At 69.8% G+C, this 13,627-nt stretch carries 11 protein-coding genes; 5 read left to right on the forward strand and 6 right to left on the reverse strand.

All coding sequences use genetic code 11. The features are described from left to right. Positions 1-48 precede the first annotated feature (48 nt). Positions 49-873: a 6-phosphogluconolactonase gene (locus ACFY1L_RS46655; protein ID WP_388839793.1), complete on the reverse strand. Its 825-nt coding sequence runs from the start codon at positions 871-873 to the stop codon at positions 49-51. A 1,188-nt stretch (positions 874-2,061) separates the two neighbouring features. Then, positions 2,062-2,769, reverse strand: a complete 708-nt coding sequence (locus ACFY1L_RS46660; protein ID WP_388839796.1) for a FadR/GntR family transcriptional regulator — start codon at positions 2,767-2,769, stop codon at positions 2,062-2,064. A 189-nt stretch (positions 2,770-2,958) separates the two neighbouring features. Between ACFY1L_RS46660 and ACFY1L_RS46665 the strand changes: the two genes are divergently transcribed. The 5 genes from ACFY1L_RS46665 to ACFY1L_RS46685 all read left to right on the forward strand — a co-directional run bounded on the left by ACFY1L_RS46665 (position 2,959) and on the right by ACFY1L_RS46685 (position 8,027). Next, positions 2,959-4,197, forward strand: a complete 1,239-nt coding sequence (locus ACFY1L_RS46665; RefSeq protein WP_388839799.1) for a CaiB/BaiF CoA transferase family protein — start codon at positions 2,959-2,961, stop codon at positions 4,195-4,197. Continuing rightward, positions 4,194-4,961, forward strand: a complete 768-nt coding sequence (locus ACFY1L_RS46670; RefSeq protein WP_388839802.1) for an enoyl-CoA hydratase/isomerase family protein — start codon at positions 4,194-4,196, stop codon at positions 4,959-4,961. The genes ACFY1L_RS46665 and ACFY1L_RS46670 overlap by 4 nt, the downstream gene beginning before the upstream one ends. Positions 4,962-5,023: 62 nt before the next feature. Continuing rightward, on the forward strand, positions 5,024-6,337 hold the full coding sequence (locus tag ACFY1L_RS46675) for an MFS transporter (protein WP_388839805.1): 1,314 nt from the start codon (positions 5,024-5,026) through the stop codon (positions 6,335-6,337). Between the two features lie 694 nt (positions 6,338-7,031). Next, positions 7,032-7,610 (forward strand): hypothetical protein, encoded by a 579-nt coding sequence (locus ACFY1L_RS46680; RefSeq protein ID WP_388839807.1) that lies wholly within the window; start codon positions 7,032-7,034, stop codon positions 7,608-7,610. A 96-nt stretch (positions 7,611-7,706) separates the two neighbouring features. Continuing rightward, entirely contained in the window at positions 7,707-8,027 is a 321-nt protein-coding gene (locus ACFY1L_RS46685; protein WP_388839810.1) for a hypothetical protein, read from the forward strand. 397 nt (positions 8,028-8,424) lie between these two features. Here ACFY1L_RS46685 and ACFY1L_RS46690 read toward each other — a convergent pair whose 3' ends face one another. From ACFY1L_RS46690 to ACFY1L_RS46705, 4 genes are all read right to left on the reverse strand, one after another. Then, positions 8,425-9,510: a carbon-nitrogen hydrolase family protein gene (locus ACFY1L_RS46690; protein WP_388839813.1), complete on the reverse strand. Its 1,086-nt coding sequence runs from the start codon at positions 9,508-9,510 to the stop codon at positions 8,425-8,427. A gap of 2 nt (positions 9,511-9,512) precedes the next feature. Beyond that, on the reverse strand, positions 9,513-10,541 hold the full coding sequence (locus ACFY1L_RS46695) for a molybdopterin-dependent oxidoreductase (RefSeq protein WP_388839816.1): 1,029 nt from the start codon (positions 10,539-10,541) through the stop codon (positions 9,513-9,515). A 118-nt stretch (positions 10,542-10,659) separates the two neighbouring features. Then, entirely contained in the window at positions 10,660-11,814 is a 1,155-nt protein-coding gene (locus ACFY1L_RS46700; RefSeq protein WP_388839819.1) for a MalY/PatB family protein, read from the reverse strand. A gap of 277 nt (positions 11,815-12,091) precedes the next feature. Beyond that, positions 12,092-13,600 (reverse strand): CoA-acylating methylmalonate-semialdehyde dehydrogenase, encoded by a 1,509-nt coding sequence (locus ACFY1L_RS46705; protein WP_388839822.1) that lies wholly within the window; start codon positions 13,598-13,600, stop codon positions 12,092-12,094. Positions 13,601-13,627 lie beyond the last annotated feature (27 nt).

Here is a 13,627-nt window from a genome sequence, read left to right on the forward strand (position 1 = left end):
CAGGATCTGTTGGTCAATCAACTTCGGATAGCGATATGAGATGCGACGTCAAAGCGAGGCGAACGACGCGGATGCGGCGACCGCCGCCTGGTCCAGGTAGAGCCGAGGATGTGCACAGTCCGCGAAGACGGTGGCCGGCCAGTCGGCCTCGTATCCGGTGGCCATCATCAGACGGCGGGCCGCCTGACCCTTGTCCCGGCCGTGCACCACCATCACCACACGCTTGGACTGAGCGCGGATCGTGCCAAGTCCGATCGTGACCCCGTGCCGGGGAACGTCTGCCAGTCCGCGGAAGGTCGGGAAGGTCGACAGGTTGTCGATGCGGGTCTGCCCACTCAGCGCGACCACCCGGCTGCGGGAGTCCACCCCGCTGCCCACCGGGTTGAACGCGATATGCCCGTCTCCCGCCCCCGAGGCGAGAAGGAAGAGATCGATGCCGGCGACCTCCGCGATCCGGCGGTCGTAGGCCTCCGGATCACCCGGATCAGGTGCCCACAGCCGCTCCGGGGCGATTCCCCGCCCCGGAGCCGTGGCCGCGTTCAACGGCTCCACAATCTTCCTCCGCCCGAAACGGACACAGCTGTGAGGCAGCTCGGGATCGATCAGCCGGTACTCCACGCCGTGCGCGCCCGACGCCCCGGCCTCGACGTACTCGTCCATCATCACGATCACGACGTGCTCGAGGCCCATCCGGCGTACCGCCACTTCTTCCGCCAATGCGCGGTAAGTGCTGGCGGCACTGCGGCCGCCCGGGCAGCCCAGTACATACATCCGCCCCGCCCGCCCGGCCTCCTCGATCTCGTCTGCGATCTCAGCGGCAAGCCTGCGCCCCAGTGCCTCTGGGTCCGGGAAGACGATCGGCGAAACCCGCACGGCATGAACTCCTTCTCAGCCAGTCAAAGGCTTAGGCGAACCAGTTACGCCAGGAAGTCTAGTGTGGTCTGACTGGTCTAGGCAATGGCTCAGGTGATGGAGGAACCCGTGGACCGCGAGGCGGAGTCCACGGGGCGCCGACGCGCCGCGATTCGGCCGCTGAGTGCACTGCCTTGACCGGACGGTCGAAAGTCCGCCGTCGCTGCTCGACCTCTTCAGCCTGCGACGATGGTTCCGCTCACCCGGCGGTAGTTCGAACCGCAGGCGCATGGCCGTGCCGACGAGGAGGTAGCCGGCGAGACCTGCGGCGCTGAACGGGTCGGGTGGTGGGTTGATGTGTCGGTGGGTGCCGTCCGGGACGTGGGGACGTTGACGATGGTGTACGTCTTGCCACGTTCAGGACTGGGTCACGTGCCCGCTGATGGCATGGACCTGCTCAGGCCGCGCCGAACATTCGACATCAGTACTTTCGCCGCCGCGTTCCCATTCACCAGCCCGGGCCCCCGCCGATCGATCCCGTCGCGGCCAGTTCACCGGGCGGTGTGCTGTACGGCTACAACGTCGACAGCCAGGGCCTCGTCCACTGGGACCGCCTCGCCCAGGACAACCACAAGGCTGTCGTGCTGGGTCGCCGACGCGGCGCTGCCGGCGGCCATGAGTGTCGCCTCGGGCCTCAACGCGCTCCCCCACTACGTGGATTCACTGTGGGCGCCGCGCACCGCCGGCCTGGCCGGCCGAGAGCGGGTCCCGTACGGCGCCCACTTGTCCGCAGTGCTCGCCTAGACACAGGCGGTCGCCCTGCCGTGCGCACTCTCTGTCAGCGCACCCGTCGCACCCGACGCGGAGCATCGCATCGCGGACGGGTTCCAGCTCCGTCGGCCTTGGACGGCTTGCGGCGACTGAAGTATGCGGCGGACGCACCGAGAGCGTTGTCCGACCACGGGTTCGACGAAGGCCGACATCCACGACGCCGCCCGGCCGTCCCGAAGTGGTCCCGGCGAGCAACCCACCTCCAGTGCCCGCAGGTGTCCTACGGCGACTGTTGCGCGCCACATGGCACGGCACCGACCCGGCGGCGATGAGCGGGCGCGGAGAGCTGACCAGTTGCCTGCCGTCACGCGGCCCGCCCCGTGGGGCCGCTTCGCGTCGCACTGGGCCAGGCGGAGGAAGTGCCGCCTCATCCCCACCTCAGTCGCCCTCCTCCGCCTCCCAGTCCAGCAGCTTGACACTCCCGACCGTGTCGATGTGGGTGTGCATGGCGGCGGCCGCGCGCTCGGGGTCGCGGGCGCGGATGGCCTCGGCGATGCCCCGGTGCTGATCAAGCGAGCGGGCGGGGCGGCCCGGCTGGCGCAGGGACTCGGTACGGCTCTCGGCGATCGACAGGGAGATCTCCGCCATGAAGTCGGCGAGCAACGTGCTGTGTGCGGCCGCCGTCACCGCGGCGTGGAAGCGCTGGTCCTCGTCGACGCCGAGCTCCCCGCGCTCGACCGCCGCGGCCATCGCCGCCAGGGCGGTGTCGATCTCGGCGAGGTCCTGATCGGTGCGGCGGACAGCCGCGAGAGCGGCGAGCTTGGTCTCCAGGGCGTCACGCGCGTCGAGGACGTCCGGCAGCCGCCGTCGCCGCTCGATCATCGTCTCCAACGGCTCGGCCTGCAGCCGGTCCCGCAGCAGATACGTACCGCCGCCGTGCCGGACCTCGACGAGCCCCTGCACCTCCAGCGCGACGATCGCCTGCCGCACCGAGGTCCGGCTGACCCCCAGCCGGTCTGCCAAGTCCCGCTCGGGCGGCAGCCGGTCCCCTGCCTTGAGGCCTTCGGCCCCGACGTACTCCCGCAGCCGCTCCACCACCTGCTCGTACAGGCGGGGACGTGCCAGCGGACGCAGCGACTCGCTCACGGACGCAGATCCCTTCCCCGGCGGGATTCTCCCGATTTCAAGCACCGACCCTTGACAGCCGATCGGACCCGCTCAACACTCTAGCCCACCGGTCCAGTGGTCCAGTGGTCCATCCAATTCCGCTCCAGCACAACCACCCGCTCGACCGGTCGCTCAGGCGTTCCATTTGAGAGAAAGGCCCATCCAGGCATGACCTCACCGCCGCACACGACCCCCGATCCCGCCGCCCCCGACTCCCCGTCGGCCGCCCTCGCCGGCCTCCGCGTCCTCGACCTGTCCCGCATCCTGTCCGGCCCGGTGGCCACCATGGTCCTGGCCGATCTGGGCGCGGACGTCATCAAGGTCGAGGACACCAAGGACGGCGACGACACCCGCCAGTGGGCGCCGCCGTACCAGGGCGACGAGTCCGCCTACTTCCTGGCCGCCAACCGCAACAAGCGCGGCATCAGCGTCGACCTCAAGTCCGAACAGGGGCACGCGTTCGTGCTGCGCCTGGCCGACAAGGCCGACGTGGTCGTCGAGAACTTCCGCCCCGGCACCGCCGACCGGCTCGGCCTCGGCTACCGCGACCTGTCCACCCGCAACCCACAGCTGGTGTACGCGTCCATCTCTGGCTACGGGCAGACCGGTCCTTGGGCGTCCCGGCCGGGCTACGACGCCATCGCCCAGGCCCAGAGCGGCATGATGAGCATCACCGGTGAGGCGGGCGGCCCGCCGCTGCGCCCCGGCGTCGCCACCGCCGACATCGGCGCCGGCATGTGGGCGACGATCGGCATCCTGGCCGCCCTGAACGCCCGCGAGTCCACCGGACGCGGCCAGCACGTCGACGTCTCCCTGCTCGACGGGCAACTCGCCTGGCTCACCTACGTGGCCGGCGGCTGGTTTGCCACCGGCGCCTCACCGGGCCCGCACGGCTCCGCCCACCCCACGATCGTCCCCTACCAGGCGCTGCCCACCGCCGAAGGCCACCTGATGATCGCCGCCGGCAACGACAAGCTCTTCCAGCGCCTGGCCGAAGTCCTCGGCCTGCCCGACCTGGCCGCCGACCCGCGCTTCGCCGGCAACCCCGACCGGGTACGCCACCGCGACGAACTCGTCCCCCTGCTCGAGGCCGCGCTCACCCGGCGCACCAGCGCCGAATGGGCCCGGCTCCTGGACGCGGCCGGAGTGCCGTGCGCCCCGATCGCCACCGTGGAGGAGGCGCTGACCAGCCCCCAGGCCGTCGCCCGCGACATGGTCGCAGAGCTGGACCACCCCACCGTGGGACGGCTGCGCACCGTGGGCAGCCCGCTGAAGCTCAGCCGGACCCCCACCCGCCTGCGCAGCGCACCCCCGCTGCTGGGCCAGCACACCGACGAGATACTCGCCGAGACCGGATACGGCCCCGACGAGATCGCCGAACTGCGCGCCGCGGGAGCCGTCCGGTGACCGGCTCCGGAGCGGTCACCGTTCAGCGCGAGGGCGTAGTCGCCACCGTGCACGTGGGCACCGGCCGCCGCGCCAACGCCCTCGCCACCCGCGACTGGCAGGCCCTGGCCGGCGTCTTCGACACCCTGGCCGAGGACGCCTCCCTGCGGGCCGTCGTGGTCTCCGGGCGCGGCTCGTCGTCCTTCAGCGCCGGTTCCGACATGCGGGAGTGGCTCTCCGCCGATCCGGCCGACATCGACGCCAGCTTCGCCGCCATGGAGGCGGCGCTGAGCGCCGTGGAACGCCTTCCCGTCCCCGTCGTGGCGCGGATCCGCGGCTCGGCCGTCGGCGCCGGATGCCAGCTGGCCTGCGCCTGCGACCTGCGGATCGTCACCGACGACGCACGGATGGGCATGCCCATCGCCCGCTGGGGCATTCTCGTCCCACCGTCCTTCGCCGCCCGCATCACCCTGCTCACCGGCCCCGCCGCGGCGCGCGATCTGCTCCTGACCGGGCGGCTGGTCGATGGCCCGGAAGCGGTACGGCTGGGCCTGGCCACCGCCAGTGTCCCCGACGCCGAACTCGACAGCGCCACCACCGACTTGCTCGCGTCGATCACCGCGCACCCCCCGGCAGCGGTGCACGCCGCCAAGCAGGCCGTCAACACGGTCCTGGCACCGATCGGCGACCACCTGCGCCAACTCCCCGGCGGCCCCGCGGCCGACTACAACAGCATGCAGCTCAGCCTCAGCTCGTTCCTCTCCGAGGTCACCAGCACCGGCTGACCCACGACACAGCACCCCCCGTCCCCCGTCGTCACCTCTTCCAGAGCCGAATTGAGGTCCCCGTGACGATCAACGACCCCACCACCACGCCAACCACCGCTCCCACCGCACCCGAAAAGCTCACCAAGGGCCAACGCCACGCCTTCTGGGGCTCGTTCGGCGGCTGGGCCATGGACGGCTTCAACTGGACGATCTTCGGGCTCGTCCTCGCCCCCACCATGACCACCCTGCTGCCCCGCGCCGGCATCGAGGCCACTCCCGAGAACATCGGCTGGTACGGCCAGATCAGCGCCGCCCTCTTCCTCCTCGGCTGGGGCTGCTCCGCAATCTGGGGCCCGATCGCCGACCGCTTCGGCCGCAAGCCCGCCATGATGGCCTCAATTCTGATGTACGCGGTCTTCACCGCCCTGGCCGGCATCGCCTCCAGCCTCTGGGAGTGGAACGCCTACCGCTTCCTCGCCGCGGTCGGCGTCGGTGGCGAATGGGCCATGGCCGGCACCCTGCTCGCCGAGGTCATGCCCGAACGCGTCCGCGAACGCTTCGGCGGCCTGATGCACTCCGCCGCCTACTTCGGCGTCCTCGCCGTCTCCGCCGTGTACTTGCTGGCCGGGTCCGCACTCGGCTGGCGCGGCATGTTCCTGCTCGGCGGCATCCCCGCACTCGCCGTGTTCCTCATCCGCCGCACCACCCCGGAGCCGGAACGCTGGGCCGACAACGCCGACGCCCGCCTCCAGCGCTCCTTCTGGCAGCCCGTCGTCGAGGTGTTGACACCGCCCTACCGCGCCCGCACCATCGGCAACCTGCTGCTCCTGGTCGTGTGTGTCATCGGCCTGTGGGCCGGCTCCACCTACGTGCCCACCGCCATGAACAACCTCTCCGCGGACGCCGGTTACGGCCACACCACCACGGTCCGCCTCGCCGGCGTCTCCTCCATGACGGTCGCCGCCTTCACCATCCTCGGCTGCTTCGCCGTACCCCGGGTGGCCGGGCGGATCGGCCGACGCGGAGCGCTGGCCACCGCGTTCGGTCTGATGATCATCGGCACGGTGGGCGCGTACGGCATCGCCTACCCCCTGCACTCGATCCCGCTGACCTTCGTCTTCCTGCCGGTGCTGGGCCTCGGCGGCGCGAGCTTCGCGGTGTTCACTATCTGGCTGCCCGAGCAGTACCCCACCCGCATGCGTGCCACCGCGTTCGCCCTGACGACCACCTTCTCCCGCTGGGTGGCGGCCGCGGGCACCTTCCTCATCGGCTACGGCATCCACGCCACCGGCTCCCTCGCCCTCCCCCTCAGCCTCACCGCCCTGGTCTTCGTCCTCGGCATGGGCCTGGTCCGGCTGGCCCCCGAGACCCGCGGCCAGAAACTGCCCACCTGAAGCCCGTTCGGTGGCGGGGAGGGGCGGGGCACCGCTCCTCCCCGCCACCGAACAGCGAAGGCGGTCAGCAGGGCCTCGCCCTCCAGACAGGCGGGGCGCGGTTTGCCGCGCCGAGGAACTGAGGATCTTCGTGTCCGTGGCGATGAGGGTGCCGGCGATCGTGACGTCGGTGGTGACGGTACGGAAGAACGTCTGCACCGGTGGCTGCCGGCGAACCGCCTCGTCGAAGCCCGCGCCAACTCCGGCTGCTTCCACAACCGTTGCCGCATGGCGAAGTCGTGCCGGCTGGCCGCCAGGTCGTGCACGGTGGTGTTGACGCCGGCAGAAGCAGGGATCGGACCACCAACCGCGCCTGAACACACCCCCCCCCGGGCCGTCATCCGACCGGGGCCCTCAATGCGACACCTTCCCGGTACGGTGGGGATCGACCAGGAAGCAGCATGGCCGGAGGGCAGGCGGCCGCGGCTACAGCCACACAATCCCGGTCTGGTGCAGCGGATCCGGTACGGCGGAGGCAGCCTGCGATCGGTCCCCTGAGCCGCCGAGAACGGTCTCAACCTGTCGTCCGGCAACATCGTTCTCCGGCAAGGACATTGACGATTTCACCACCGCCCAGCTGAACCTGCTCTCCGAGTACCGGCGCAGCCTGGGCGACGACCGGTCGGCGGCGCGTGTGGCGCTGGGACGGGTGATCGTGCCGTTCGACGAGGCCGACGCGGCCGCCCGGGCCCGCTACCGGAACTACGCGGCCAGTCGGCACGAGCGCACCCTGACGCCGCAGACCCTGGCGGTGCTGGGCCCGAAACGGTTCCTGTTCGCCCCGGACGTGGTCGGCACCGCGGAACAGATCCTGGAACAGCCGGCGGCGGACCCCGTCCTCGCGCAGGCGCCGGAGCTGCGTCTGGAGCTGCCGTACGAGTTACATCGCGAGGAATACGAGCAGATCCTGCACGACGTACGGCAGTTGATCGCCCCCGAGCTGGGCTGGCGCCCCGCTTCCCCGGCGGTTCAGGGGTCGGGCCAGACAGTCCTGTTCCGGAGCGCCCGGTCCGGCTGGAGGTGCACTCACGCGAGACGCAGAGGCCCACCGCTGCCCCCGCGCCGGGGAGTACGAGGTGCTCACCTCCACCGCCCACTACGCCGTGGATCCGACGGCACCCGCCAACCGCTCGACCTCGTGCCGCCCGACGGCACCGGCAAGGTGCGCTTCAGCGCCGACGTCGAGATCCTGCGTCCGGTCGAGGACGGGCGCAGGCGACTGCTCTTCGATTGAGGCAACCGGGCAACAAGCTGGCCGTCCAGTACTTCTGGGACACCCCCGCACACCAACCGGCCACGCACGCCCGACGACGCCGGGAACGGCTATCTGATGCGCCGCGGCTACACCGTCGTCTTCGGCGCCTGGCAGGGCGATCTGCTGCCGGACGACGGACGGCTGCTCCTCGACCTGACCGTGGCGAGAAGGGGCGCGGATCCCATGCGCGGCCTGACGACGGCCGAGTTCATCGTGGAGGAGCCCACCGGCTCGCTACCGCTGTCCCGCTGGTCGAGCACCAGGTCCTACCCGGTCAGCGAACAGGGTGCACACACTGCCCGCCTTACCCGGCGGCGCTATCCGCACAGCACGCCAAAGGAACTTCCACCGGAACCTGGCGGTTCGCGAGACTGCAGGGCGGCGGGAGCGAGCTGAGGACCGCAGCCGCAGCCGTCGTCCCGAGCCGGTCCGACCTCTACGTCGACGGTGGGTCCAGCCCGGCTGGCTCTACGAACTCATCTACGAGGCCGAGGATCCGCTCGTCCTCGGGCTGGGCCTGGCCGCGGTGCGCGACCTTGTGAGCCGTCTGCGCCACGACCCCGCGCTACCGGCCGGTCCCGGGTCGAGGCCACAGCCGAGGATCTCGTGGCGCGGCGGCTGCTGCTCGAGGAGGACGTCGAACGCGCAACTCGGCGGCAACGCACTGGTCGGCTCCACGTCACCGCCTGGAGCTGCCGTAACCGACACGCGCCCCAGGTGCAAAGGGCTACCCGCCCGAACTGGCCTTGCGTCCCACGACATGAGGGGCCCCGGCGCCTGGGCGAGAGCGGGCCTATCTCAGCCGCAGTTCGACGAGGGGTTCCGCCGAGGCGCCATGTGGGGTGGTGGCGGGGCCAGCGTGAGAACGGGCAGTCGAGGCTGCACTGCCGGGGCCCTCGGCCGATGCGCTGGGAGAAAACGAGATGGGTTCGACACGCCGCCGGTTCACCCGCAGGTCGAAGATGTCGAACCGGTTGTACGAGCCCGACAGGTCGTGGAACTGCTTGGGTTCAAGGATGCCGTCCGGGTCGAACGCACAGTACAGCAGGCCCTCTTCACGCATAACGTCACTGATCACGTCCCCGAAGGGATCAAGGACCAGCGACACTCCCCTCGCGCTCTCCTCGGCAATCCGTGCTGCCTCCTCGCCCAGGGTGCTGAGCGTCCTCGCCGACTGCGCGCCGAAGACGGAGGAGACAACGACATTGAAGACCTTCGCCTCGAACGAGTGGGCGCCGGCGCGGATGCGGATGGCGTTCTCCAGGTCGTAGTTCTTGCCTGCCGAGCCGGGATCGCGGGTTGGCCACAGCGGCGGGTAGGTCGAGATGTGCACCTGCTCGGCTTCGGCCATCAGTGTGTAGCCGGCGAGTGGGTTGGTGTTCTCGCCGCAGATCAGCGCCCCGAGGCGCCCCAAGGGCGTGGGGACGACCCGGAGTCCGTGTCCGTCGCCCGGCGTCCACACGAGCTTCTCGTAGAACGTCGGGACGATCTTGCGGTGGTGGTTGAGGATGGTCCCGTCCGGCCCGACGAGCACGTTGGAGTTCCAGATGCTGCCCAGGCTCGCGGGATTTCGCTCGCTGAAGCCCACCGACACGAGGATGTCGTGGCGGCGGGCCGCCTGACGGATCTCTTCGATCTCGGGGCCGTCGATGTAGATGGAGTTCTCGATGAAGGCTGCGAACAGATCGTGGTTGTGGATCGGCGCGTGGAGCGCCGTCCAGATCGGGAAACCGGGGATGAACGACTCGGGGAAGGCGATGAGCCGGGCGCCGTTGCCGGCGGCTTCGCCGATCGCGTCGATCGTCTTGCGGACGGTGTCCCACTTGTTCAGGAGGACGGGTTCGAGGTGTGCCGCGGCGACGGTGACGGTACTGCCCATGGCTACTCCTGGGTGACGAAGACGACCCGCTGGTGGATGCGGTTGCGGCGCGGGGTCGAGGGCTGTGTCGCGCCCGAGCGTGTCGTGGCGCGGCAGGCGAGGATGTGCTCGCCGACCGAAGAGGGCGTCCAAGCAAAGGTGAACCTCTGCCAGGCGTGTCCCGTACGGGATGACACCTGGGCCGGTGTCCACGTCTGCCCGCCGTCGACGCTGACGTCGACTCGCGTCACAGGCTCGTGTGCCCAGGCCCAGCCCCAGATCTCGACGGGCTTGCCGGCATGGACGCCTGCGTCGACGGGGGCGACGAGGAAGGAGTTGGGTGCCAGTTCCCATACCGGGGTGGCTTGTGCTGAGCAGTCTGCCGGCGGGTCCATGTAGTACTTCGTGGTGAAGGCACCGGTGCTGCGACGGTCCGACACCGTGAGCGAGGTCAGCCACTTGGTCGAGTTGGTGCCGTAGTAGCCGGGTACGACGAGGCGGACCGGTCCCCCGCGGCGTGCGGGCAGTGGGGCTCCGTTCACGGTGAGGGCGACGAGGGTGGTTCCGTCCAGGGCTTTGTCCAGGGGAAGGTCCTTCTCGTAGTGATCGTGGTACGCGGAGTCGTACACACCGTGATCCAGGCCGGTGGAGATGACGTAGGCCGACCCGTCGTCCGGCTCTGCGAGGCGGAGGAGTTCGCCGAGGCGGACTCCGCCCCAGCGGACGTTTCCCACCCGTCGCTGGGGGACTGACGGCGCGAGAGGGCTGCCGGCGCATTCGTGCACCGAGGTGATCTCTGTCTGAGGAAGGGCCCGCAGGTCGTCGAGAGACAGGGTCAGTTGATGTGCGACCGCTCCGCCGACCGTGAATGACCATCTGTCGGTGGTGACATCGGGGATGCCCAGGTGCCAGACGGAGAACAGGTCGGCCTCGGGAGTGAGGAAGGTAGTCATGTCCGGCGGCCGTAGTCTCTGGTCCAGGCCGAAGCCTTCTACGAGCATCGGGGTGCGGTGAGGGTTGTTCGGGGCGTCGGGGCGGGAGGAAGTGGGCATGGCAGAGGCTCTCGTTCCTGGGTCGGCGTCCAGGTCTTATTGATCGTTACTTTCGGCTTTGCCTGGTGGGGCGACCGCGAGACTGGGTTTGTCGGCGCGTCGACGCAGGGCTGTGCCGCTAGCCCGCGTGGAGCGCGGCGGCGCGTCCCATCCGGGTGAGCGCCTCCGCCAGGACGGACTGAGGGGTGGCGAAGTTCAGGCGGACATGCCCGGCTCCTCCAGTTCCGAAGATGTGGCCGGAGGACAGGGCCACCCTGCCCTGCTCGAAGAACAGCTTGGCCGGTCCGGCCAGGTCGGTGACGGCCACGAGACCTGTGCCGCTCTCTTCGTGGGCGACGCCGAGGGACCGGCAGTCGAGCCAGGCCAGGTGGGTTCCTTCCGGCTTGGTGAATCCGACCCCCGGCAGGTGCTCGGCGACGAGTTCAGCCAGCAGGGTCCGGTTCGCGTCAAGCCCTGCGAGCAACGCGTCGAGCCATGCGTCGCCGTGGCGGAAGGCCGCCGTGTGAGCGATGACGCCCAGATAGCTGGCACCGAGGTGGACCTCCGCAGGCATCCGGCGCAGATCAGCGACTGCATCCGGCCCTGCGAGGGCGAGCGCCGCCTTGATTCCGGCGAGGTTCCAGCCCTTGGTCGCTGACATGAGCGAGAAGGCATCCTCGGCGCCGGGCACGCTCAGGTAGGGCGTGAACTTGGCGCCGCGGAGCACGAGCGGGGCGTGAATCTCGTCGGCGACGACACGGACCCCGTACCGGCGAGCCAACTCGGCCACGGCGGTGAGCTCTTGCACGGTGTGAACGGCGCCGGTGGGGTTGTGCGGATTGCTGAGGAGGTAGGCGATCTTTCCCCTTCCGCTCCGTGCCCGCGCTCGTCGGAACGTCTCTTCGAGCCTCCCCAGGCTGATCCGGCCGTCCTGACCGAGCGGCGCTTCGATGATCTGGCGGTCGCCATGGGTGATGAAGGCGTAAAAGGGGGCGTAGACGGGGGAGTTGACGACGACCGGGTCCCCAGGGTCGGTGATGAGGCGCAGCACCTGGACCGCACCCATCATCACGTCCGGGATCACGGCGGCACGGTCGACCGCTGCCCCGTCCCAATTCCAGCGCCGGGAGGCGAAGGCGACCAGTGACTCGGCGAACTCGGTTCCGAAGGGGTACCCGGTGTCACCGGCCTCGATGGCTTCGTGCAGCGCGTCGGCGATCGCCGGTGCGAGCCGGACATCCATCTCCGCCACCCACAAGGGCAGGACATCCGCCGGGTGAGTGCGCCATTTCATGCTCCCGCGCCGACGGAGTTGTTCGAGGGACAGTTCCTCCAGGGGGTTCGCGAACTCTCCGGCTTCGGGGACGCCGCTCGTGGGACCGGTCCCTCTGACAGCGTTCCCTTGTCCTCGGTCGGTCGGTGCGTGCAAGGATCGGGCCGGGGCCGGCTGGTTCATGAGCAACCTCCATGGTGAACCGGGGGCAGGACAGCTCGTGGCTCCGCGGCGTCAGTCCCGCGGCCTCAGACCGACGCCGCCCGTCCGGCTGACGACATCGGTTCTGCGTGAACGCTCAAGAATGAGTAGGCATCGCGAAGTCCGCGCGCACCTGGCTGTCGTTGGGCCAACGGGTGGTGGCGGTCTTGTAGCGGGTGTAGAAGCGCACGCCTTCGGGGCCATGGATGTGGTGGTCGCCGAACAGGGACCGCTTCCAGCCGCCGAAGGAGTGAAACGCCATGGGCACCGGGATGGGCACATTGACGCCGACCATGCCCGCCTTGACCTTGGCCAGGTAGGTGCGCGCGGTGTGTCCGTCGGCGGTGAAGATCGCCGTGCCGTTGCCGAACTCGTGGTCGTTGACCAGCTTCAGCGCCTCGGTGAACGACTGTGCGCGCACCATGGAGAGCACCGGGCCGAAGATCTCCTCCCGGTAGATCCGCATGTCCGGGGTGACGTGGTCGAAGAGGGAGCCGCCGAGGAAGAAGCCGCCCTCGTGGCCGGGAAGCGCGGTCTGGCGGCCGTCGACGATCAGCTCGGCGCCCTCCTCGGTGCCCACGTCGAGGTAGCCGGCCACCTTGTCCCGGTGGACCTTGCTGACCAGGGGGCCCATCTGGACTCCGTCCTCGGTGCCGGGGCCGATCCTGAGGTCGGCGAGGGCGGCGACGATGCGCTCCCGCAGGGCGTTGGCGGTGTCCTCGCCGACGGGGACGACGACCGAGATCGCCATGCATCGCTCGCCGGCCGAGCCGTAGGCGGCGCCCATCAGTGAGGCGACGGCCTGGTCGAGGTCGGCGTCGGGCATGACGACCATGTGGTTCTTGGCACCGCCGAGCGCCTGGACGCGCTTGCCGTTGGCCGTGGCCGTCCGGTGGACGTACTCGGCGATGGGCGTGGAGCCGACGAAGCTGACGGCCTCGATGTCGTCATGTGCGAGGAGGGCGTCCACCGCGGTCTTGTCGCCGTGTACGACGTTGAACACGCCCTTGGGCAGTCCGGCCTCTGTGAGCAACTTGGCGAGCTCGACGCTGAGGGTGGGGTCCTTCTCCGACGGTTTCATCACGAAGGTGTTCCCACAGGCGAGCGCGACGGGGAACATCCACATCGGCACCATGGCGGGGAAGTTGAACGGTGAGATGCCCGCGACCACGCCGAGCGGCTGGCGCAGGGACACCGCGTCCACCGCGCGGGCGACGTTCTCGGAGAACTCCCCCTTCAGCTGCTGAGGGATGCCGCAGGCGAACTCGACGACTTCAAGCCCGCGGATGACCTCGCCCTCGGCGTCGTCGAGCACCTTGCCGTGCTCGGACGTGATGATCGCGGCCAGCCGGTCGGCGTCCCGTTCCACCAGGTCCCGGAACCGGAACAGGATACGGGCCCGGATGTGCGGCGGGGTGACGGACCAGGTCTCGAACGCCTCGGCGGCGGCCTGTACCGCCGCGTCCACGTCCGTGGCCGTTGCCAGGGCGACGAGGCCCGTCACCTGGCCGGTCGCCGGGTTGTACACCTCACTGCGGTCTTGAGCTGCGCGGTCGTCGAGGCGGCCGTCGATGTAGTGGTCGATGTGCGTTGCCGTGGTGGTCATCATGGCTCCTCAGAGGGACGGGAAATC

The organism is Streptomyces sp. NPDC001663, from assembly GCF_042893105.1.
Lineage (GTDB): Bacteria > Actinomycetota > Actinomycetes > Streptomycetales > Streptomycetaceae > Streptomyces.

Excerpts from the sequence above, each read along its gene's own strand:
- ACFY1L_RS46700 (WP_388839819.1), bottom strand. The coding sequence starts at position 11,814 with ATGAAATGGCGCACTCACCCGGCGGATGTCCTGCCCTTGTGGGTGGCG.
- ACFY1L_RS46690 (WP_388839813.1), bottom strand. The coding sequence starts at position 9,510 with ATGGGCAGTACCGTCACCGTCGCCGCGGCACACCTCGAACCCGTCCTC.
- ACFY1L_RS46685 (WP_388839810.1), top strand. The coding sequence starts at position 7,707 with ATGCGCCGCGGCTACACCGTCGTCTTCGGCGCCTGGCAGGGCGATCTG.
- ACFY1L_RS46705 (WP_388839822.1), bottom strand. The coding sequence starts at position 13,600 with ATGACCACCACGGCAACGCACATCGACCACTACATCGACGGCCGCCTC.
- ACFY1L_RS46665 (WP_388839799.1), top strand. The coding sequence starts at position 2,959 with ATGACCTCACCGCCGCACACGACCCCCGATCCCGCCGCCCCCGACTCC.
- ACFY1L_RS46695 (WP_388839816.1), bottom strand. The coding sequence starts at position 10,541 with ATGCCCACTTCCTCCCGCCCCGACGCCCCGAACAACCCTCACCGCACC.